This window comes from Priestia endophytica (assembly GCF_026790145.1).
Classification (GTDB): domain Bacteria; phylum Bacillota; class Bacilli; order Bacillales; family Bacillaceae_H; genus Bacillus_I; species Bacillus_I endophytica_A.
Genome location: NZ_JALAMS010000054.1, coordinates 16980 through 39535, shown reverse-complemented (window position 1 = coordinate 39535; position 22556 = coordinate 16980). Strand labels below are relative to the sequence as shown.

Here is a 22556-nt window from a genome sequence, read left to right as displayed (position 1 = left end):
TTTTAAAATTAAGAGAACCAGATTGAATCAATATTTAATAAATGTCTAGTTATATAAATAAAATGTCGCACTTTCTAAAAAAATAGTGTTTTCCCTTATTTTTGCTTCGCACCCCTTCATGTTCTTTGGTCTCTGTCAATTAGATCTAACATCAGAAGATAGAAAAACATTCTCTATATGCAGAAATTTGAACTAAGTTGGCACATTAATTGCAATATTTAACGATGAAACAATTTCACCGAGGGGAGAAAAGATATGTGAGACACTGTGACGTTTTAGTAATTGGTGGAGGAATTATTGGCTGTTCGATAGCCTATTATGCTTCTAAATATGGTAGAGATGTAACCATAATTGAAAAAGGAGAATTTGTCAGTGGCACGTCTTCACGATGTGACGGCAATATTTTGGCGATTGATAAAGACCCGGGTTTTGATAGTCAAATGTCGTTATTTAGCCAGGAGTTAGTGGATACATTAAGCAGAGAATTAGAGCACCCTTTTGAATACCGAGCTCCAGGAAGCATTCTTGTTTGTGAGTCAGACGAAGAGATGGAAGCAGCCCAAAAATGGGTCGACCGTCAAAAAGCCGCTGGTTTACCATTTCGAATGCTTGACCGACAGTATATTAAGCAGGAGTCCCCCTTTTTTGCAGATGACTTATTAGGCGGATTAGAATGTGCTACTGATTCCACGGTTAACCCTTATCTACTAGCTTTTTCTCTTCTCAAGGAAGCAAAAAAATTAGGAGCCAAAGCCTTCAAACATACTGAAGTTAAGGGGATAAAAAAGCAAAATAGCCGTTCATTTACTGTAGAAACGACTAACGGAGTGTTTACTGCAGATCATGTCGTCAATGCAGCTGGGGTATGGGCTCCTCGAATAGGAAAAATGCTCGATCTTTCGATACCGATTGAACCGAGAAAAGGACATATTATCGTTGCCTCAAGACAAGAACATGTAGGAGCTCGGAAAGTAATGGAGTTTGGTTACCTAATTTCTAAGTTTGGGGGACAGCGTCGTGTTGATCCACTAACTGAAAAATACGGGGTAGCACTTGTCTTTGAACCAACGGAAAGTCAGAATTTTTTAATTGGAAGCAGCAGAGAATTCGTTGGTTTTAATACAAAAGTAAACAACAAGATCATCAAATGTATTGCTAACAGAGCAATCCGCTTTTATCCAAAAATGGCAGATATGATGGTAATTCGTTCGTATGCAGGGCTGAGACCATGGACGGAAGACCATTTGCCAATCGTTTCACGGGTGGACAAGATTCCAAACTATTATATTGCAGCTGGTCATGAAGGTGATGGAATCAGCTTAGCAGCAGTAACAGGAAAAATAGTTGAAGAATTAATTAATAAAAAAGAAACGTCTATTCCTATTGAACCGCTTAGCTTTAATCGTTTTAAAGAAAGGGTGTTGGGTCGATGAGAGCACAAAAAGTCTTTACAACAATTGATACACATACAGGTGGCAATCCAACGAGGACGCTGATTAGTGGTCTTCCGGAACTAGTAGGAAAAACCATGTCGGAAAAAATGCTTTATATGCAAAAGAAGTATAACTGGATCCGCAAGCTTTTAATGAACGAACCACGGGGTCACGATGTTATGTCTGGTGCTTTGTTAACCGATCCGTGCCATCCAGAAGCAGATATTGGCGTGATTTACATAGAAACCGGTGGATATCTACCAATGTGTGGTCATGATACGATTGGTGTATGTACTGCTTTAATTGAATCGGGATTAATCCCTGTCCAAGAGCCTGTTACTTCATTAAAGCTAGATACGCCTGCTGGACTCGTTGAGGTGGATATTTCCGTTGAAAATGGAAAAGCAAAAGAAGTTTCTTTTTGCAATATTCCAGCATTTCTTTTAAAGAAAGTTTCTGTTGATGTCGAAGGAATTGGGCGTATCAATGCTGACATTGCATATGGTGGGAATTTTTATGCGATTATTGATGCTAAATCTGTTGGATTGGATTTAATTCCAGAGAATGCTTCCACCATAATCGAAAAAGCCATCAACATTCGAAACACCATTAATGAAAAAACAGAAATTATTCACCCACAATATTCATTTATTCGAGGGTTAACCCATGTTGAATTTTTCACTGAACCAACTCATGAAGAAGCAGATGTAAAAAACACAGTGATTGTCCCTCCAGGAGGAATTGATCGTTCTCCATGCGGAACAGGTACCTCTGCTAAATTAGCCGTGCTATATAGTAATCAAGAAATTTCAATTGGCGAAGATTTTGTTCATGAAAGTATTGTTGGTTCCCTATTTAGAGGACGTATATTGGAAACAACAGATGTGGAAGGTCATGAAGCTGTAGTGACTAGAATCACAGGATCTGCTTGGTTAATGGGGTTGCATCAATTCTTCTACAACGAAAAAGATCCACTTAAAGAAGGGTTCTTACTTATTCCCCCTATGCAACATGAAACGGAGGACGTAAAATGAAGATTCAAAAAATGTACTCAACAATAGATGTACACGTAGCTGGTGAAGCTTTTCGTATTATCAAAGACGTACCTTTCATTCATTACCAAAACTTGAAACAATTAAATAAACAGCTTTCGCATGTTTTTCTAGAAGAAATCAACCTTTTATTAAATGAACCACGAGGGTTCGCAGGCATAAATGGCTGTCTTATTATTCCGCCGGTTAATCAGGAAGCAGATGCTGCAGTCATATTTTTAAATCATGAAGGAACAGTCCCTCTTCATTATGGTGGCATTGTTGCCGTGATTACAGCTTTACTGGAATGCGGCTATTTAAAACCAAGGGCGTCAAATAAATACAAAATTGAAACAGTCAGTGGTGTGATCCCAGTTACTGCTACTATAGAGAATGATGAAGTCGTTTCGGTTCTGATAGAAAGTGAACCATGTCAAGTAACCCACGTAAATATTCCATTACCTTATGAGCATTTAAATTCCCGCTTCTCTCTCGTACAAGCCGATCAATTATATGCTGTGTTTGAAAAATGTGATACTTCTGCAGAAATTCGTATTGAAGAGCTTTCCGAATTGAAGAAATGGGGAAAAACAGTCCTTCAGTCTCTCAAATCAAAAACACCTGTAAAAAATATCATTTTAATGGATACTTCCCATCTAGAAGAGAAGAGAATTAAAACGCTCACTTTTCGTAATGATGAGTATATAGTTCGTTCCCCTGGCTTTGGATCAACAATGACATGTTATACAAGCTTGCTTTCTAATAGTAGATTGTACATGGAACCACCATTTGTAAATGAAAGTATTTTTGAGAGCTCTTTGACTGTACAATCTGCCAAACAAACAGAAAGTGGATATACGTTTACGTTGGCAAGCCGTGGCTTTATTACAGGAATACAAAAATTTATATTAGATTCGACAGATCCTTTACCAACTGGTTTCTTATTAAAATAATTCACATAAAAAAAGCAACTAATAACTCCATTTGGCCTAGCTGCAGGTGTGTGATCAAAAAAGTATGGAATTATAAATTAATGATTACAATATAAGCACCGCAGCCCCATTTGGTAGCTATAAACACTCAGACATCCAAAACGAATTGTCTCTTATGCACTTAAAAACTGGTACTAACAGCACTTTATTTTTCTGAATATTTAAATAATTAATATCTTTTTTCTTGAACATACAAACATTATATTAGGGAGGAATTGGATGGAAAAATTAGTGGAATGGTTAGTTGGACAAGTATGGAGCCTCGGATTAGTTGTCTTTGCCCTTGGAGCAGGATTATTTTTCTCGATTACGACCCGCTTTCTGCAGATACGCTATTTTAAAGAAATGATTAAATTGCTGTTCGAAGGCAAAAGTTCTGATTCAGGAGTATCATCTTTTCAGGCTTTTTGTATGGCTCTAGCAGGACGTGTAGGAATTGGTAATATAGCAGGTGTAGCGACAGCGATTGCCTTTGGAGGACCAGGGGCGGTGTTCTGGATGTGGATTATGGCTCTATTAGGAGGAGCCAGTGCTTTTATCGAGTCCACTCTTGCCCAAGTATACAAAAGTAAAGTAGGCAATGAATACCGAGGAGGTACACCCTACTTTATTGAAAAAGGTTTAAAGATAAAATGGTTTGCTTCGTTAGTCGCTATCGTTGTTACTATTTCCTATGGATTCTTATTGCCCGGTATACAATCAAGTACTATTGCTGTTGGATTTGAAAATACATCCGGCATAAATAAGGACATCACTGGAGTTTTATTGGTTGTTTTGCTTGCAACAATCATTTTTGGTGGTGTTAAGCGGATTGCTAATGTCGCAGACAAAATAGTTCCCTTCATGGCTGTAGGATATGTGGTCGTTACATTCATTATTTTATTTGCAAATATGAAGGAAGTTCCCGCTATGTTCGCCCTTATATTCTCAAGTGCATTTGGTGTGAATGAGGCCTTTGGTGGGATTGTTGGGGCAGCGATTGCCTGGGGGGTTAAAAGAGCCGTGTTTTCAAATGTTGCTGGTGTTGGGGAAGCAACATATAGTTCGGCGGCAGCTGAAGTTTCCCACCCTGCCAAGCAAGGGTTAGTCCAAGCATTTTCAGTCTATATCGATACAATTGTTGTATGTACAGCGACGGCTCTTATGATTCTTGTAACCGGTATGTATAGCGTTACTCCAGAAGGAAAAGAACCCATTGTGAAAACGATGGGAAATATTGAAGCTGGCCCCATCTATACTCAGGAAGCAGTAGACACTGTATTACCGGGATTTGGATCAATATTTGTATCTATCGCTATTTTCTTCTTCGCCTTCACCACCCTAATGGCTTATTATTATATTGCCGAAACGACCCTTATCTATCTTGATAAAAAACTAAAAATGCAGTGGTTGAAAACGATTCTGAAAATCGTATTTTTATTCATGGTTTATATTGGAAGTGTCGAATCAGCATCTTTATTATGGGCTCTAGGGGATTTAGGTATAGGCAGCATGGCGTGGCTTAATCTTATTGCTATTTTACTTCTAACAAAACCAGCTTTAAAAGTATTAAAAGATTATGAAGTTCAAAGAAAAGCAGGAAAAGATCCAATTTTCGATCCAAGCAAAGTAGAAATAGATGGAGCGGATTTCTGGGAAGAAAAATACAGAGAGATAGAGAGTGAGGCTTCCAAAGATAAAGTGTCTACTGGTGGACCAGGGACAAAAATAATGCAATAAAGCGATAGAATATCAATCCCCTCACGAATAACTTGTAGAGAGTATATGAAACTTATACTGGTAAAGAACCACCCCTAGTAACTAGAAAACGATTTCCTGTAAGAGACTGACTTATAAAGCTAATCCAAACAATTAACGGACAAGTTCTTATTGATTTTGAAAAGACATCCTCCTTCTTTCGGGATAGGCAGAATTCTTAACTAAGATTATGATATGAGGTTTAGAAATATATATAAGGCCAAGACTTTTTAAAAAAAGTGCTTGGCCTTTTTTATTCCTTGCCTCAGTAAACATCTAAGGCATTCTCACCATGTTATGCAAGGTTGTTCTTACTGCACCTGGTGCTTTAATTAGGAATTTAAAAAATTCTTCTACTTTTCCTCCCAAACCGATTTCATATAAATCTACCCCAAAGATTTGTGCATTTGTTAGTATAGGTTTTAAATGATTACGAACGGAATTTGGATTTCCAAACTCTATCTTTTGAATATGTTGCTGTACCTCTTCTAGCAGAGGATCTGGACTAAGCGTGAATACTTCACCATCATCATTAATTCCCATTAAATAACGACACCAAGCTGCAATTGTTAATGGAATAAAAGTTAAGTTGTTTACATCTAGGTCGTCTCTTTCTACATATAATTTTAATGTTTCTCCAAAACGAATGCTTAGCTTTTGTGAAGTATCTGTTGCGATTCGTTGTGGTGTATCTGGGTTGTTCGGATTCGCAAAGCGTATTTCAATTACTTCTTTCAAAAATTCCCTCGGATTAATAACCCCAGGATCCACCACTACTTTCATACCTTCAACATACCCAATTTTCTCTACTAATGCCTTCAAATCTTTATCCTTCATCTCGGCAGCAATCGACGTATAATTAAGCAAACAACCGAATATGGCTAATGCTGTATGCAGCGGATTTAAACAAGTGCATACTTTCATCCTTTCTACGCGATCAACAACTTCTCTTTCCGTAAAATACACGCCAACTTTTTCTAAAGACGGTCTTCCATTTGGAAAAGAATCTTCAATAACAAGGTATTCAGATTCTTCAGTATTCACAAAAGGCGCTATTGTTGGTCCATTTTTTCGCGTTTGAATTAAATCTATACTTCCGAATCCTATTTCTTTCAATTTCTCTTGTACATCTAAAGAAGGATTCGGGGTAATTTTATCAATCATACTCCATGGAAACGTAATAACCTTCTCATCATTTAAATACTCAATAAACCCTTGATCTACAGTATTCATTTCCTTCCACATAGAAGCTACTGTCATAACAGCCTCTTTTAACTTATCCCCATTATGAGAAAAATTATCTGTACTTACCAATGCTAATGGTACTTTCCCATTCTGATATCGTTCAAATAAAAGTGCTGTTAATATTACTATTGTATGTTTTGGGTTATCAAGTCCTTGCTCAATTTCTTTTTGAATAGAACTCTGGATTTTCCCATCAATATCTTTTAAATTATATCCTTTTTCAGTAATTGTAAGTGTTATAAATTGCAGAGAAGGATTCCTGAAGATTTCCTTCAACCTTTTCCAAGATGAAGTTTTAGAATCTGCTGTGATACTTTCTGCAACACTTGCTATGACTTCCATATCCAATGTTCCATCTACCTTCATGGTAACATCTAAACACAAATTATCGTAAGGATGATAAGCTTTTTCTATCTTGCCATCATTGCTAGTTGAAACAACAATAATTCCCTTATCAGCTTCTTTTAATTCTATTAAATGATGTTGTAAGACCGAGTGGAAGGCTCTAAACAAATTTCCTCCTCCAATGTGTAACCAAAGGGGCTCTTTTTTCGTAGCTTCCCAAACTTCCTCAAAGTTATATTCCGGTGTTTTGATTCCTATCTTCTCAAAGCAATTTTTTTTATTTTTTAATTCTTCTTTTCCTAATCGCAGCATTTGTACACCTTCTCCTAACTCCTACATTATTATTTATCTTTAAGACGGGGAAATGATGGCTTCTTTCAGTTTAATTTCAAAATACTCCGAAGCATTGTTGTAGGATATATCCTGGACAATTTGCCCTAGCCATTCTAAATCATATGGATATTCGCCATTCTCAACCCATTCACCTAAAATATTGCATAAGATTCGTCTGAAATACTCATGGCGACTGTATGATAAAAAGCTACGTGAATCCGTTAACATTCCAATAAATCTAGATAATACTCCTACATTGCCAAGTGTTTTCATTTGAGCAACCATACCATCTATATGGTCATTAAACCACCAAGCAGAACCAAATTGAACTTTTGAAGGTGTTCCCCCTCTTTGGAAATTCCCTGCTATTGTTGCTAATAATTCATTATCCTTTGGATTTAATCCATATAAAACTGTTTTAGGAAGTTGTTGAACTTTATCTAATTCGTCAAGCAACTGACATAAAGGGATAGCAATAGGGTCATCTTTCATAGAGTCACAACCTATGTTTGAACCAATATTATAGAATAGATGAGAATTAGCATTTCTTAAAGCACCAATATGATATTGCATAACCCATTTTCTCCGACTATAAGACTTTCCAAGCCTTACTAGCAATTGCGTTAGAAACTGATAGATTTCCTTTAATGAAAGAGCTTCCCCATTTAACCTCTTTTCCACAATCGTATCTAATTCTTGTAGGGTGGCTTTCTCAAAAACAACTGTCTCTAAACTATGATCAGCCAATTTACAGCCCATGTTCTGAAAATAATCCAGCCTATTCTCTAAGGCATCTATCAGTTCTGTAAAATTGGTTATGCGAATTCCTGCTACATCTCCTAAATCTCTGACATAATCTGTCCAAGATTCATGTTGAATAGACATAACTTGATCTGGTCGAAACGATGGTAAAACAGTTGTAGAAAAGTCCCTATCCTCTTTCAATAGCTTATGATAATGTAAATCATCCATTGGATCGTCTGTCGTTCCGATGAATGTTACGTTTGAGCGTTTAATTAACGCCCTTGCTGAGAAATTTTGCTCCTTTAGCTTCTCATTACATATATCCCAAATATCTTTTGCTGTAGTTCTTTTTAAAATAGTTTCTACATTAAAATATTGTCTTAATTCCATATGTGTCCAATGATAAAGTGGATTTCCTATTAATTTCTCAACCGTTTCAGCCCACTTTTCAAATTTTTCATATCCGCTAGCCTCTCCAGTAATATAATATTCGTCTACACCATTCGCCCTCATTGCACGCCATTTATAATGGTCTCCCTCTAACCATAATTCTGTCATATCTTTATAAGTTCTATTTTCATAAATTTCGCGTGGATCTAAATGACAATGGTAATCATAGATTGGCATTTTAGAAGCATAATCGTGGAAAAGTCTTTTAGCTGTTTCAGTTTGAAGTAAAAAGTCTTTATTCATAAATGGTTTCATTTGTTTCATCACTCCTATTCAAAAGCTTTTGTATAAAGGAATTCATTTTTTGTATCATTCATTTGTAGTCCTATATCTTTATAAATGGGAAGCACTCATAAAAACCTTTAGCTTTCAATTAACCTATCAGTGTTCCATAACTTTAGTCATATCCCTAGTTTATAAAGGGGATTTTTACTAGTTACAATCATCCTTATTTGTCTATTCGTAAATAAAAACGAATAAAGCGCTTCCAAGTCAAAAAGCATTTTTCAAAAAAATCAGGGAATATATTAAGTGTTTTGAACATGTATGTTTTCAAAAATGCCCTTCCTTAACGATACATTGGCATCCCATGCACCTTGTAAATACATAGCGCCTAAAGCTCGATCATACAAACCGTATCCAGGTCTACATACTTCATCCCAAATATGTCTTCCATGATCAGGACGAGCATAACCTTTGAAGTCATGTTCAAATAACGTATTGACGATTCCTGTAATCGGTAGAGATCCATCTTCGTTTCGATGAGAAGATTCAATGAAACTGCCATCTTCAAAATGTTTTACATTGCGGATATGAGCGAAAGGAACCCTGCTAATAAAGGATCTTAAAATATCAATTAAATCATTGTTAGGGTTTGCCCCTAAAGAACCAGAGCAAAATGTTAACCCATTCGAAGGACTATTGACAGCATTTAGAATTGCTTGAATGTCATTTTTATTCTTTACAATACGGGGTAAACCAAAGATTGAGAACGGTGGATCATCCGGATGAATAGCTAATTGAATACCACATTGTTCAGCAATCGGGCAAACTTCTTCTAAAAAGTAAGTTAGATTATCTAACAAATGTGCTTCTGTTATGCTTTTATATTGATTAAAAAGATTTTGTAAATCTTTTAATCTTTCAGGCTCCCAACCAGGAAGAGTAAAATTATTTGAATTCTCTTCCATATTTTTCACGACTTGTTCAGGTGTAAGAGCATGGACTTTTTCAGCATCAAAAAATAGGGCTGTACTGCCATCTTCCATTTCTTTAAATAAATCCGTACGAAGCCAGTCAAATACAGGCATAAAATTATAGCATACAACTTTGATGCCAAATTTGCTCAAATTTTTCAATGTTTCTTTATATGCCTCTATATATTGATCTCTTGAAGGTAGTCCAAGTTTTATGTCTTCATGCACATTAACACTTTCAACAACATCGGTATTTAACCCGTATTTTTTAGCTTGGTTCACTACTTCTTCTATTCGTTGAACAGACCAAACCTCCCCTACTGGTACATCATGAAGTGCCCATACAACTCCCTTCATTCCAGGAATTTGACGAATCTTAGCTAATGTAATAGAATCATTTCCTTCCCCATACCATCGAAATGTCATTTGCATAGTATCTATCTCCTCTCCATTATTTAAATCCAGCGTATAAATATACTAATTCATCTCTTTAAGTAAAAGGTTTTAACTAACAGTCCCCCTTTCTTTATTCATGAATCAACTTTTAAAAGTAAATCTAACATACTAATATGGTAGCTTAGCTATTATTATATTTTATTTTCATAATATTTCAACTTTATTAAATCTCCTAATAAAAAATTGTATTAATTCAAGTCTTTTTGATTAAAATCAGACTTTCTAAAATTGGTGGATGGGTGCTGATACCCCACATTATTATTTCCCCAAAGATTTTCATATTCCCACCCTGTTAACGCTTTCAATGTCATGCGTGTTTGTTCATCAGCTTGTTCCATTGTTCCATTGGCTTTTAATCGATTAATTTCTGCAAGCATAATAGAGTGAGTCTTCTTAGATAGTTTGAATCTAAAAGCTACAATTAAACTAATAATAATAAGTCCAATTGTTCCAAAAAATAAAATACTCGTAATCCCATTTACCGCTGTTGTTGATTGGGTCGTTGCATTTGCGTTAAATCCAGTCTCTTGCAAAATAACCCCTACTAAGAAAGTTGCGAATGCTGTAGTACTTTTACGTGTAAAGGTCATAATACCTGCAAATATGCCTTCTCTTCTTCTTTGGGTTACCATTTCATCTACATCAGGAATAAACGTGTAAATATTCCATGGAATATAATACAGGCCACTCTTCCCAATTCCTAACACAGTAGAAAGAATGTACAAGGCAATAATCATATAAGTTGGCTGTGTAAAATATAAAAATATGTAACCACTTATACTTATCATAATCGCAAAATAAGATATTTTCAGTGATGGGGCTGGTCCAATTTTAATAACAAGCCATCCAAACAATAATGTACATACCATTTGAAGGAGCGATCCAATAGATAATAAATCAGATGCTAATACAGCATCTTTGTTCAACGAAAAGACGATAAAATAGACAAAAACTGCATTTAAAATATCCATTGCTGTAAAAGAGCAAATGTACATTGTGAGATGTTGACGAAAGCTTTTAATTCTTAAAGTAGATGATAAATCAATGATGAATTTTTTTGTAGTTTCCATAAGAGGCAATTTTTCGGTTGCAGAAGGTTTTGTAATATCTTCTTCTATATTACGTTCCCATGTTGTTCTATGTGTGATTAACAGCGAAGCCATAAAGATAAACGTAAAAATAATCCCATTATAAAGAAAAGCTTGTGGTGAGTCCTTCCCAAATATCTCAAATAATCGACCAGGAATAAAAGTAGCTAAAAATGTCCCTAATCCTGAATAGATTAATCTGATAGTTGAAAGCTTTGTTCGTTCATTAAAATCATCTGTCATTTCAGCTCCAAGAGTTTCAAATGGAATTAACACCATTGCTGCCAAGAACTCTAACAAAATGTATACTACCAAGTAATACCAATAGCTCATATCAGAAATCCAAAGTAGAGAATAAATAACCATTAAAGGAGCTCCAAGTAATAGAAAAAACCTACGTCTTCCAAACTTCTTTCCAAGTTTTGTGCGTCCAAAATTATCAGTGATATGGCCCATAAGTGGACTTGCAATGGCATCAACAATACGGGCGATGGCAATAATTGACCCTGCTTCAACAGGAGTAAGGCCACAAAAGGTAATATAAAAATATAACATCCATGCTCCAATAATTGCGAAGGCTCCACCTCCAAATAAGTCCATTGTTCCATAACCAATAAAATTCTTCATTGTTAATTTTCTATTTGCAAACTTCATTCTTTCTCTCCTCTCAAATATGTCCTAAGAGATTACTTTGTGAATAGTATAAGAATAGTAATTTTTTTTGGTTGCTCATGCTCAACTCCTTTCCTCCTTTATTTATAAGTCATAGGCAGCTTGAAAAGAAAAGAACTAAAATTACACTAACTCTAATTAATAGTTATACTTATTATGAAACCTGATAGGTAAAGTCATCTTCCACCACCTCCTTTTTCGTATTAAAATGGTCTTTTTTAATACGAAAAGATAAGCCTACTGTTTATTACAATAAACCGTTCTTTTGAATGCGTTTTCATTTTAGTTTTTACTGTTCATAAAAATGTCTATAAATCTACTCCCCTTCTAGGAGGAATTTTATAAATAATGTTTTATTCATAGATTAACAAGCTGAACGTAAGGATTAATAGATAAGGAGCCCATGTAATAGAGATCCCTATTATATGGGCCAATATTTCAAGTTAGGGGAACATTAGCTAATACAAGTTCAGTTTTTATTTAAAATAATGTGGATGCTCTTTCTTTAACAATTCTCTGTCTATAATAACAAGTTTTAAATGCTCTTCCATTAGTTGTTCCGCTTCTTGTACATCTTGGTTTTGTATCGCTTTAAAAATACTTTCATGTTGAAGCAAAATACCATCCCAGTTATAATCTGTTACTAGTCTTAACATACGGCTTCTATTAAAATGAACATTCATCTGTTGGATAATTAACCATGTTTTTTCTTTGTTACATCCAGCAAAGATTGTTCTATGAAATTCCTCATCTAACTCAAACATTTTTTTATAGTCTTTTTCTTTAATACATATTCTTTGCATATTTAAATTCATTTCTAAGGCAATCATCGTATCTTTAGGAAGACACTCACAGGCTAACTTAATAATAGCCTTTTCAAGGTGTTCCCTCATAAATCTTGCTTCTTCTACAAGATCTAAATCAATTAAAGAAACAAAGGTCCCCCGTTGAGGATAGATGTCTAGCAGCCCTTCTTGTGACAATTTTAAAAAGCTCTCTCTTACTGGTGTACGACTAACTTGAAATTGCTCTGAAATCTCTTTTTCAGAAATATTGGTTCCAGGAGCAAGTTTAAGACTTAATATTTGATCTTTTAACATATGGTAAACTTGTTCTCTAGTCGAAATACTTTGATTTTTTAAATTCATATTTATCATCTATACTCCTTTCACTAACATACTACCATACAAGTCCACTAAAGCAACATATATTTTTTGACTCTTCTGTTTTTTACTCTATTAAAATCTCGAAATGTTTAGAATTCCTAAAAAGATTTTTACGATAAAGATCACCATGCCTCAAAAATAAAAAACTAAAAAAGTATTTAAAATTCAGAATATTTATATTATAATACGGTTTGTACTACCATACTAGTATATCTATAAACTATCAAAGTACCTTTTAGAGACTGAGTTAATATTTTTTGAAAGCGCTATCTATGCCTTTGCCTTAAAAAACTATTTTCTTACAGAAAGGAAAGATTCATATGACCAACATTGCCATTATAGGAACTGGCTCTATTTCAACATCACATATTGAAGCTTATCTCGAAATGCCTGAAATTTGTACAATTGTAGCTATGTCTGATATTTATCCTGAAAAGGCTGGAAGTTTGGCAAAGAAATATAATTTAGAAGTCAAAGTTGTTGCTGACTACAAAGAGTTACTACATGATTCTAATATTGATGCGGTGTCTATTTGTACCCCTCCTTATATGCATGCGGCTATTGCTATTGATTTTCTTAAAGCAGGAAAACATGTTTTAGTAGAAAAACCTATGGCCTCTTCCTTACAAGAATGTGATGAAATGATAAAAGCAGCTATTGAGAGTCAGAAACTTTTATCGGTGATTGCTCAAAATAGGTTCTTAACGCCCATTATGAGATTAAAACATGTACTTGATCAAAAAATGATTGGAAAAGTTGCTCATGCTCAAGTTGATTCGTTATGGTGGCGCGGCCATAGTTACTACGACTTATGGTGGAGAGGCACGTGGGAAAAAGAAGGTGGAGGTTGCACACTAAATCATGCAGTACATCATATTGACATGTTGCAATGGATGTTAGGATTGCCAACTGATATTTTTGCCGTAACTAGCAATGCTCTACATGATAATGCGGAAGTTGAAGACTTATCTGTTGCTGTACTTCGTTATGACAATGGCAGTTTAGCGCAAGTAACAAGCTCTGTTGTTCATCACGGAGAAGAACAGCAACTTATTTTCCAAGGTGAAAAAGCAAGAATATCTGTTCCTTGGAAAGTAACAGCTCAAATATCTAAAGAAAATGGATTTCCTCAAGAAAAAAATGATGAAAATTTAGAAGATCAAATTCACGAAGCTTTTGATCAATATCCAGAGCTACAATTTGAAGGTCATACTGGACAAATAAACAATTTCTTAATGGCTATTAATAAAGGTGACAAGCTTTTAATTGATGGAACAGAAGGAAGAAAGACGCTTGAACTTATTACAGCTATCTATAAATCAGCCAACTTAGGAGTAAATGTAAAGCTTCCTCTTTTATCAGACGATCCTTTTTATACACGTAAAGGAATGCTAGCCAATGTTAAACACTTTTATGAGAAAAAAAGCAGCGTAGAAAATTTCTCAGATGATACGATAACAGTCGGAAGAGATTATAAAGAGAGATAAATATAATCATTTAATGTCATGTATCTAAACCTTATCACAAACTCTAAAATGTTTTTAAGGAGGAAGAATGATGAAAAGAAACGATGGAATGAATTATGCTCCTAAAGGAAAAAGGGCTCCTGTTGTTACAGAGGGACAATTTATCATTGCAGCTATCGGTCTTGATCATGGACATATCTACGGGATGTGTAATGGATTAATTGAAGCTGGTGCTACATTAAAATGGGTATATGACAAAGATTCAAAAAAGGTAGCAGAGTTTTGTAAAACTTATCCTCAAGTACAGCCAGCTCAAAATGAAAAAGAAATTCTTGAAGATCCTGATGTAAAACTTGTAGCAGGAGCAACGATTACATCTAAGCGTTGTGATTTAGGATTACGTGTATTAGATCATGGTAAACACTATTTTACTGATAAATCCCCGTTTACAACATTAGAACAATTAGAGTTAGCACGTAAGAAAACCGCTGAAACAGGACTTAAATGGGCTGTTTATTATAGTGAACGGTTACATGTAGAAAGTGCAGTATTTGCTGGGCAATTGATTGAACAAGGAGCCATTGGGAAAGTAGTCCAAGTTCTTGGAACTGGTCCACATCGTAGTAATGTAGAAAGCAGACCAAACTGGTTTTTTGAGAGAGAATATTATGGTGGGATCCTATGTGATATTGGTAGCCATCAAATTGAGCAGTTTCTCTTCTATTCAGGTGCAAAAGATGCAAAAGTCGTACATAGCAAAATTGGCAATTACAAACATCATCAGTATCCTGAATTTGAAGACTTCGGCGATGCAACTTTAATCGCTGATAATGGAGCTACAAATTATTTCAGAGTAGACTGGCTTACTCCTGATGGACTTAAAACTTGGGGAGATGGACGTACAACTATTCTTGGAACAGACGGATATATTGAAATTCGCAAATATATTGATATAGCTAGAGACGAAGATGGAGATCACTTATATCTAGTGAACCATGATACAGAGCAACATTTTTCTTTAAATGGAAAAGTAGGCTTTCCTTACTTTGGTGAACTCATATTAGATTGTTTAAATGATACGGAAAATGCTATGACTCAAGAACATACCTTTAAAGCTGCCGAACTGTGCTTAATTGCACAACGAGACGCCATCTATGTAAATAATGAATTTAAAGTAAATAGAGTTTAAAAATTAAGAGTTATTTTAAACTTTGACGCGAAAACTTCCAAACAACTACTTAAATCAAATATTCTAGTTCGTCTTTGTGCAAACATCCTGACTTTCTCTTGAAGCTACATGTTTTAAATTCCTTTGGACATACTGTTTATGTATCTTTTATACCAATGACAGTATATAACAAGGAGGAAGAAATATGTTAAATGAAAATCAGTCTGTACAGGAGAAAATGGAAAGCTTGTGGCACACAACTTGTGGAACGTGGGAAAACTGCAATGAATCTACTGTTCAAGCCTTTTTATCGGAGTGTGAACAACATAGCATTGATCCTCAATTTTGCATGAAGTGGATTCAGCAGAACAAAGATAAAATTCCGAACTGGTCCGCTGTTTCGGATACAACACGAGATTGGGTCAATGAACATACTTCTACTGGTTCTCCTATTTCTATGTCAAATCAAAATGATGATTAAATAAAGAAGAGAGTCTTAAGGCTCTCTTTTTTATTTAAGAAAATGAAAAATATGGGCTGTTATTTCTTTTGATAAGACAATCAATAGCAATTGGTTATTCATTAATTTGATAATAACCGCAAATAACAGTCCCAACTGCTTTGGCTGCTACTAAAAGGGCATCTTCATCAATATCAAATTTCGGATGGTGATTGAAATAAGGTTTTTCTACGCCTTTAGGTGTACAGCAAATATAAAAGAAACAAGCTGGAAACTTTTTTGCATAATGGGCAAAGTCTTCTGATGGCGATAATTTAGGAAACTCTTTTACTTCTTTAATATCTCTATCATTTGTATTTTTCAAAGCAGTTTCCACCATCTTGGTTAGTTCTGGATTATTATATAGCGGTGGATAGTCAGGCGTATAAGTTAACTCACATGTTACATTAAATTCCTCTTCTATTCCTTTTGCAATACGACAAATTTCTTTTTCAATTAATTCCCGCGTTTCTTCAGTCATGCCCCTGACATCACCTTCAAGTTCCACCTTATCTTTAATCACGTTGAATGTACCTTTGCCATCAAAAGAACCGATTGTGACAACACCCATGTCAAACGGATTTAATCGTCGACTAATAACGGTTTGAACAGCTGTGACAAAATATGCACCAGCTACAATAGCATCATTTGCTAGATGGGGAGAAGAACCGTGCCCTCCTATCCCTTGTACTTTTAATTTAAAGTATGCTCGCCCAGGAAAAACGTATCCACTATTATATCCAACTACCCCTGCAGGCCCTAGAGGTAGTAAATGAACACCAAAAATATAATCTAAATCATCAATTAAACCTGACTCAATCATACCAATTGCCCCACCAGGCGGTTCTTCCTCAGCTGGTTGATGAATAATTTTTATTGTTCCTGGGATCTCATCTTTTAGCTGGATTAAACAATCGGCAAGGATCATTAAATATGCGGTATGTCCATCATGTGCACAGGCATGCATAACCCCCGGATTCTTTGACTTGAATGGTACATCCGTTTCTTCTTGAATAGGAAGAGCATCAAAATCTGCCCGTAAGCCAATCTTTTTTCCTTCTTTCTCTCCTTTAATCGTTACAATAATGCCATATCCTCCACCTACATTTGTTTGTATCTCGACGTTCTTTCCTTTATAAAACTCTACAATATACTGACTAGTTTTCTTCTCCTGAAATGATAGTTCCGGATTTTCATGGAGGTACCGTCGGATGTTAATCATCTCATCTTTGCGATTTTCTAACATCTTCATCAATGTTTCTTTCATCTTAGTGCCCCTCTCTACTAAATCTTTTAATTATTGAGGTTTCTCCTTCTCTGCTTTATTAATTTTTTCGTAATCACGACATGAACAAACTGACTATGAATACTACTATTCCAAAGATTGCATTTACAATGGTGCCGTATAATAATAACTTCTATACTGTTAATTTTTTACACAAAAATCAAGAAAAAATTTTTATTTTTCCTTTCGAAAATGTACCACACTCTATAGAAGTAAGAAGAATCTTTCATATAACTATTGAAGAAACATTTGAGTGTAAAGGTAACTTTTATAATCTAGGGTAAAATGCTATCCTATACATAAACCATACTGAAAAGGTGAAAAATACAAAAATATTTGGAAAGAGGTGGATAGTAAGTGAATGATTTTAAAAATAAGTACAATAAAAACTATATTAATGGAGAGTGGATTGATGGAGATACAGAACGTACAGAAGATATTATGAATCCATATGATCGTTCAGTCATAACCTCTGTTAAATTAGCCTCATTACAACAAGTAAAGGATTCATTTAAAATAGCAGAAGCAAGACAAAAAGACTGGGCACATTCATCTGTCAATGATAGAAAAACGATATTCCGTAAGACAGCTGAATTCCTTCAGAATAATCGTAAGGATATTATTCAGATTATCAGTCAAGAAACAGGAGGAACCCTACTTAAATCCGAATTAGAATTGAATCTTTCCATTGATGTACTAAAAGAAACGTTTAAATATATGGATGCTGTTGATGAAATAATAGACATCCCTTCGACAATCGAAGGAAAAAGAAATAGAGTTTATCGTCAACCACTTGGCGTCGTGTCATCAATTTCCCCCTTTAACTTTCCAATGAATTTATCACTGCGTTCTATTGTTCCAGCTATTGCGCTTGGAAATACAGTTGTTCATAAAGCAGATTTACAAGTTGGATTAACAGGGGGTTCTATTATTGCACGAGCCTTCGATTATGCTGGATTACCGAAGGGCGTATTTCAGTCTATCCTTACGACTCCTGATGAAATCAAGGACGAAATGTTAGAAAACCCAGTGATACAATTAATTGCTTTTACAGGTTCTACTGGATTTGGAAAACATATAGGGAAAGTAGCTGGAGAAAATCTCAAACGTGTTGCATTAGAGCTTGGTGGAAATAACCCCTTTATCGTTCTTCAAGATGCAGATGTTAATAAGGCTGTTGATGCAGCTATTTTTGGGAAGTTTATGCATCAAGGACAAATTTGCATGTGTATCAATCGACTTATCGTACATAAAGATTTATATGAAGACTTTGCGAATAAATTTATGGAAAGAGCTTCAAAGCTACCATACGGAGATCAAACAAAGCGGGATACAGTAATTGGTCCGCTGATTAATGAAAAACAAATAGAAAAAGTCCTTGAATTAATTGAAAAAGCTGAGAAAAGTGGCAACAAACTAGGGCTGAGAGGTAAACGAATAGGAAACGTGTTAACCCCATTTGTATTTGTTGATGTAAATAATTCTGATGAAATTGCTCAGTCAGAATTATTTTCCCCAGTAGTTTCAATTATCAAAGCTGAATCCGATGATCATGCAATTGAATTAGCTAATGACACTATCTATGGCCTAAGTTCTGCTATATTTACTTCCGATTTAAAAAAAGGCGAAGAATATGGATTGAAAATTGACAGTGGGATGACCCATATAAATGATCAAACTGTAAATGATGCATCTAATATACCGTTTGGCGGTAATAAGCAAAGTGGTCTAGGAAGGTTTGGAAACCCATGGATAATTGATGAATTTACAAAGTTAAAATGGATCTCTATCCAAGATAAATATCGAGAATTTCCGTTTTAATCGGAGGAAGAATAGCCTTCATTCCTTCCCTTCTTATTGTTTAGTCATACGCAAAAATAAAACTCATGGAACCAGTAAAGGTTCCATGAGTTCTCGTCATTAATAGATAAATATTAATGAGTTGTATTATTATTTGGCATGTTTTGCTGTCCTTGAGCAGGTGCATATGCATTTAACATTTGTTGCATATCTTGTTGCGCAAGTTGTGGTACTTGATAATAATGATGTTTGTTTTGATAAAGAGAAAGCTCATATGCCATTTCAATACTATTTGGGATAGAATCTGCAAGCACACGGCGCACAACTGGATTAGTTGTTTCAAGAGCTGCTGTTGTTTTCATTGTTGCACATGACTTTACAGAGCCAAGCATACAGCTTGAAACACATTCATCTGTAATTTCATTTACAGATTGTAAAGGCTTCTTAGGTTGAGATGGTTTAAGACCATATACAAAGTCATTACCTTGCTTCATCTTATAACTCTGCGTTGGTTTGGAAGGATCTTGGCCACTTTTAAAACATTCTACTGTTGTATTGTACTCATCTTGAATAAATTGATATTGGCGTTCCAAAATATCTTTTAATTCAGGATCTTGTACATGTTGACGTAACAACGTATAAGAATTTAGAGTACCAATTGTTCCTGATAATACTTCTTGCACATCAAAGACTTCATGTCCACCATGATTCATGTGTTGTGGAATATTCCCCGTGTGCATGTTTTGATGTGTTTGACCTTGTTGATTTTGCATCATTTAAATCTCCTCCTTTTGGAACCATATTTTCGCAGTTAGTATAAAACAACAAACAAAAATTATTCCTTATAAAAATAATGGTATAGGTAAGATGATTTTTTTAGTTTTAAATGGTGGTCAATGAATAACATCTGGCTTAATAACTGGATTCGAGTCATAAAGTGAAACATACATTTCATTTCGCTCATTAACAGAAGCTAAGAAAATACGATTTATATCTTTAATCCCCTTCTTTTCCAATTCTTTATTTAACCATTCTTCTGTCAAATGGAGGTCTGTTAGTACCTTTCTATATACTTTCCCTTCAATCACAACAGGATAAGCAATTCCATCAAGACTTTTTTCAATACCTAAATCATTTACCGTTACAACATCGTTAGCAGGATGTTTATAAACAGTTAACTTCCCGTTTGATTCAATAATACCAAGATGAACATGTGTTATATCAAAAACTCCGTTTTCTCTTAACATTTGCAAGATATTATCAAGTGAATAGCGTATCTTTTTTATATTAGTTCTTGATATTTGACCATCTTTAATGACAACCGTTGGGTCAAATGTAATAAGCTTTCCAAATCTTCGAAATGAGATGGCCGACTTTGCGATAATACGTTGAAGAAAAGCAATTAAAACAATAGCTATAGATGTATGAATATGTTCAACATTCGGATCTGCAATATCCGCTCCAACAACAGATCCTAATACAAGAACAACAAGAAAATCAAAAACAGGAAGTTCTCCAATTGCCCTTCTTCCCATTACAAGCGTTACAACTAAAAGTAAAGGGATAATTGTGACTATTCGCCCAAAGATAAGCATTAGCTCTTTTAAAAGTTCCATTTCCCCTCCTGCCTTTTCTGTATAAATATATATTTACTTTTTCCGTAAAGAAAAGGAAACATGTATCATACATTCTAGAATTTAATAAGTGTGATGTTTAAGCACGTTCTCTATTTGATTCATTATTGGATCATAGAGATTTAGTCGTTCTTTTTTATACCATTTATATATTCTAGCTAGACTTTTTCTAAACGGTTTTGCAGAGCATACACCATATATTCTTTTAGTTTTGCACTGTCTAAAAAAAGCGTAATATTTCTGAATGGGAAAATAAAATTCTCTTTTTAAGAAAAAGTAAAAGAAAAGGACGAGAACAATGAGAATAAGAATTGGCTTTTTTAGACTTTCTTTTAATCGTTTACAGAAAAGATGAGTTGGGAAAGTGGTATGTAGTACCTTTTTTAGAAAGGAATGATAAAATGGGCAAAGCATCGTTAAACTATGGCAAACGAAATGTATTTTCAGGTATTCTTATTGGAATTGGTTTTGCTGCTTTTATTGATGAAGTTTTTTTTCATCAGCTTTTACAGTGGCATCATTTTTATGATGGTTCAACAACCAAAATTGGCATCATATCTGACGGTTTCTTTCACGCCTTCAGTTGGTTTGCCACAATTGGAGGTTTGTTTCTATTTGCCGACTTACGCCGCCGAAATGCTCTGAAGTTTAAAAAGTGGCACGGTAGCTTTTGGATTGGGACAGGAGGATTTCAGCTTTACGATGGACTTATTCAACATAAGCTTATGGGCCTTCATCAAATCCGCTATGTTGATACCTTATGGATATATGATACTATTTGGAATGGATTAGCCCTTCTGATGATTGGAGCTGGAATTGTATTACTACAAATAAGCAAAAAGAAACAAGGACGTCATTCTTATGAATAATATGCATCATCATATAGTTAGAGAAGATTTCATCTTAGCTGCTCCATTTCTTATCGCATTGTTCCTTTATCTTTTTTCTGTATTTCATTCTAATTCTCGCTATAAAACATGGCCTTTTTCTAGAGTAGTTTTGCTTGCTTTAGGTATTCTTTGTGCAGTAGGCTCTGTTAGCGGTCCAATTGCGGAGGGAGCTCATTCTAATTTTGCTCTACATATGGTTGGACATTTGCTGCTTGTCATGCTCTCACCGCTGTTGATTTCTTTATCTTTTCCAATAACGCTTTTGTTGCGTACGCTTCCTAAGAAACGAGCTAGAATGCTTTCTGCCTTTTTAAAAAGCAGATTTTCACGTTTTTTTACTCATCCTGTTGTGGCAACATTGTTAAATGTTGGCGGGCTTTGGTTGCTTTATACTACAAATTTGTACAGTATGATGCATGAACATGTTTTATTGCATGTTTTCATTCATGCTCACATGTTTATAGCAGGCTATCTTTTTACAATTTCTATGATTTATTTTGATCCTGTGTCACATCGCTTTTCTTATCTGTACAGAACGATTGTCCTTATTTTTGCACTAGCAAGTCATGGAATTTTATCTAAATATATTTATGCACAACCGCCTAATGGAGTACCCGTTCATGAATCTGAACTTGGCGGCATGATAATGTACTACGGGGGAGATATCATCGACGCATTGCTTATTTTTCTTCTTTGCTTACAATGGTTTAACTCTACAAAACCGCGAAAAAGTCCTGAAGCACATTATGCTTAGTTCACTCACCTTAAACAACATTGAGATAGAATAGATAAGCAAAGAAAAAAAGCAGGAGATTTATATTTTAAACGTTAACAACACTACCTAGATGATTGTTCCGCTTGTATGCTACAAAATAGGTTTTGTTATTGCTTTTTTGTTAAAAGCTAAGGATGAAGAATTTACATTC

The 22556-nt window shown here is 34.9% G+C and carries 18 protein-coding genes; 10 read left to right on the top strand and 8 right to left on the bottom strand.

What is annotated here, in order from left to right:
- The first annotated feature begins 257 nt into the window (after positions 1-257).
- From MOC86_RS24955 to MOC86_RS24940, 4 genes are all read left to right on the top strand, one after another.
- A complete protein-coding gene (locus MOC86_RS24955; RefSeq protein ID WP_268586607.1) occupies positions 258-1433 on the top strand; it encodes an NAD(P)/FAD-dependent oxidoreductase in 1176 nt (391 codons plus the stop codon).
- Complete coding sequence (locus tag MOC86_RS24950) at positions 1430-2467, top strand: proline racemase family protein (protein WP_268586606.1); 1038 nt, start codon at positions 1430-1432, stop codon at positions 2465-2467. The genes MOC86_RS24955 and MOC86_RS24950 overlap by 4 nt, the downstream gene beginning before the upstream one ends.
- Positions 2464-3417 (top strand): proline racemase family protein, encoded by a 954-nt coding sequence (locus MOC86_RS24945; RefSeq protein WP_268586605.1) that lies wholly within the window; start codon positions 2464-2466, stop codon positions 3415-3417. The genes MOC86_RS24950 and MOC86_RS24945 overlap by 4 nt, the downstream gene beginning before the upstream one ends.
- Before the next feature lie 258 nt (positions 3418-3675).
- Positions 3676-5175, top strand: a complete 1500-nt coding sequence (locus tag MOC86_RS24940; protein WP_268586604.1) for an alanine/glycine:cation symporter family protein — start codon at positions 3676-3678, stop codon at positions 5173-5175.
- Between the two features lie 294 nt (positions 5176-5469).
- Here MOC86_RS24940 and MOC86_RS24935 read toward each other — a convergent pair whose 3' ends face one another.
- The 5 genes from MOC86_RS24935 to MOC86_RS24915 form a co-directional block, all read right to left on the bottom strand.
- Entirely contained in the window at positions 5470-7095 is a 1626-nt protein-coding gene (locus MOC86_RS24935) for a mannitol dehydrogenase family protein (RefSeq protein ID WP_326847762.1), read from the bottom strand.
- A gap of 39 nt (positions 7096-7134) precedes the next feature.
- The gene (uxaC, locus tag MOC86_RS24930) at positions 7135-8565 is read right to left on the bottom strand and encodes a glucuronate isomerase (RefSeq protein WP_268586603.1); all 1431 of its coding nucleotides are present in this window, start codon (positions 8563-8565) and stop codon (positions 7135-7137) included.
- Between the two features lie 272 nt (positions 8566-8837).
- Positions 8838-9938: a mannonate dehydratase gene (gene uxuA, locus MOC86_RS24925; RefSeq protein WP_268586602.1), complete on the bottom strand. Its 1101-nt coding sequence runs from the start codon at positions 9936-9938 to the stop codon at positions 8838-8840.
- A 212-nt stretch (positions 9939-10150) separates the two neighbouring features.
- Positions 10151-11704 carry an MFS transporter gene (locus MOC86_RS24920; protein ID WP_268586601.1) on the bottom strand — a complete coding sequence of 518 codons (1554 nt, stop codon included), beginning with the start codon at positions 11702-11704 and terminating at the stop codon, positions 10151-10153.
- Between the two features lie 494 nt (positions 11705-12198).
- Entirely contained in the window at positions 12199-12870 is a 672-nt protein-coding gene (locus tag MOC86_RS24915; RefSeq protein WP_268586600.1) for a GntR family transcriptional regulator, read from the bottom strand.
- A gap of 338 nt (positions 12871-13208) precedes the next feature.
- Between MOC86_RS24915 and MOC86_RS24910 the strand changes: the two genes are divergently transcribed.
- From MOC86_RS24910 to MOC86_RS24900, 3 genes are all read left to right on the top strand, one after another.
- Entirely contained in the window at positions 13209-14375 is a 1167-nt protein-coding gene (locus tag MOC86_RS24910) for a Gfo/Idh/MocA family protein (protein WP_268586599.1), read from the top strand.
- Between the two features lie 70 nt (positions 14376-14445).
- On the top strand, positions 14446-15543 hold the full coding sequence (locus tag MOC86_RS24905; RefSeq protein ID WP_268586598.1) for a Gfo/Idh/MocA family protein: 1098 nt from the start codon (positions 14446-14448) through the stop codon (positions 15541-15543).
- A gap of 184 nt (positions 15544-15727) precedes the next feature.
- Positions 15728-16003 carry a hypothetical protein gene (locus tag MOC86_RS24900; RefSeq protein ID WP_268586597.1) on the top strand — a complete coding sequence of 92 codons (276 nt, stop codon included), beginning with the start codon at positions 15728-15730 and terminating at the stop codon, positions 16001-16003.
- A gap of 94 nt (positions 16004-16097) precedes the next feature.
- Here MOC86_RS24900 and MOC86_RS24895 read toward each other — a convergent pair whose 3' ends face one another.
- Positions 16098-17288 (bottom strand): amidohydrolase, encoded by a 1191-nt coding sequence (locus MOC86_RS24895; protein WP_268586596.1) that lies wholly within the window; start codon positions 17286-17288, stop codon positions 16098-16100.
- A gap of 375 nt (positions 17289-17663) precedes the next feature.
- On the opposite strand from MOC86_RS24895, the gene MOC86_RS24890 reads away from it, so the two are divergent.
- Complete coding sequence (locus MOC86_RS24890) at positions 17664-19127, top strand: aldehyde dehydrogenase family protein (protein ID WP_268586595.1); 1464 nt, start codon at positions 17664-17666, stop codon at positions 19125-19127.
- 113 nt (positions 19128-19240) lie between these two features.
- On the opposite strand, the gene MOC86_RS24885 is transcribed toward MOC86_RS24890, so the two are convergent.
- The gene (locus MOC86_RS24885; RefSeq protein ID WP_243520799.1) at positions 19241-19879 is read right to left on the bottom strand and encodes a spore coat protein; all 639 of its coding nucleotides are present in this window, start codon (positions 19877-19879) and stop codon (positions 19241-19243) included.
- 120 nt (positions 19880-19999) lie between these two features.
- Positions 20000-20722, bottom strand: a complete 723-nt coding sequence (locus MOC86_RS24880; protein WP_268586594.1) for a DUF421 domain-containing protein — start codon at positions 20720-20722, stop codon at positions 20000-20002.
- Between the two features lie 419 nt (positions 20723-21141).
- On the opposite strand from MOC86_RS24880, the gene MOC86_RS24875 reads away from it, so the two are divergent.
- Together MOC86_RS24875 and MOC86_RS24870 are read left to right on the top strand one after the other, a co-directional pair.
- Positions 21142-21609 carry a DUF2243 domain-containing protein gene (locus MOC86_RS24875; RefSeq protein WP_268586593.1) on the top strand — a complete coding sequence of 156 codons (468 nt, stop codon included), beginning with the start codon at positions 21142-21144 and terminating at the stop codon, positions 21607-21609.
- Complete coding sequence (locus MOC86_RS24870; RefSeq protein ID WP_268586592.1) at positions 21602-22384, top strand: cytochrome c oxidase assembly protein; 783 nt, start codon at positions 21602-21604, stop codon at positions 22382-22384. The genes MOC86_RS24875 and MOC86_RS24870 overlap by 8 nt, the downstream gene beginning before the upstream one ends.
- The last annotated feature ends 172 nt before the right edge of the window (positions 22385-22556 follow it).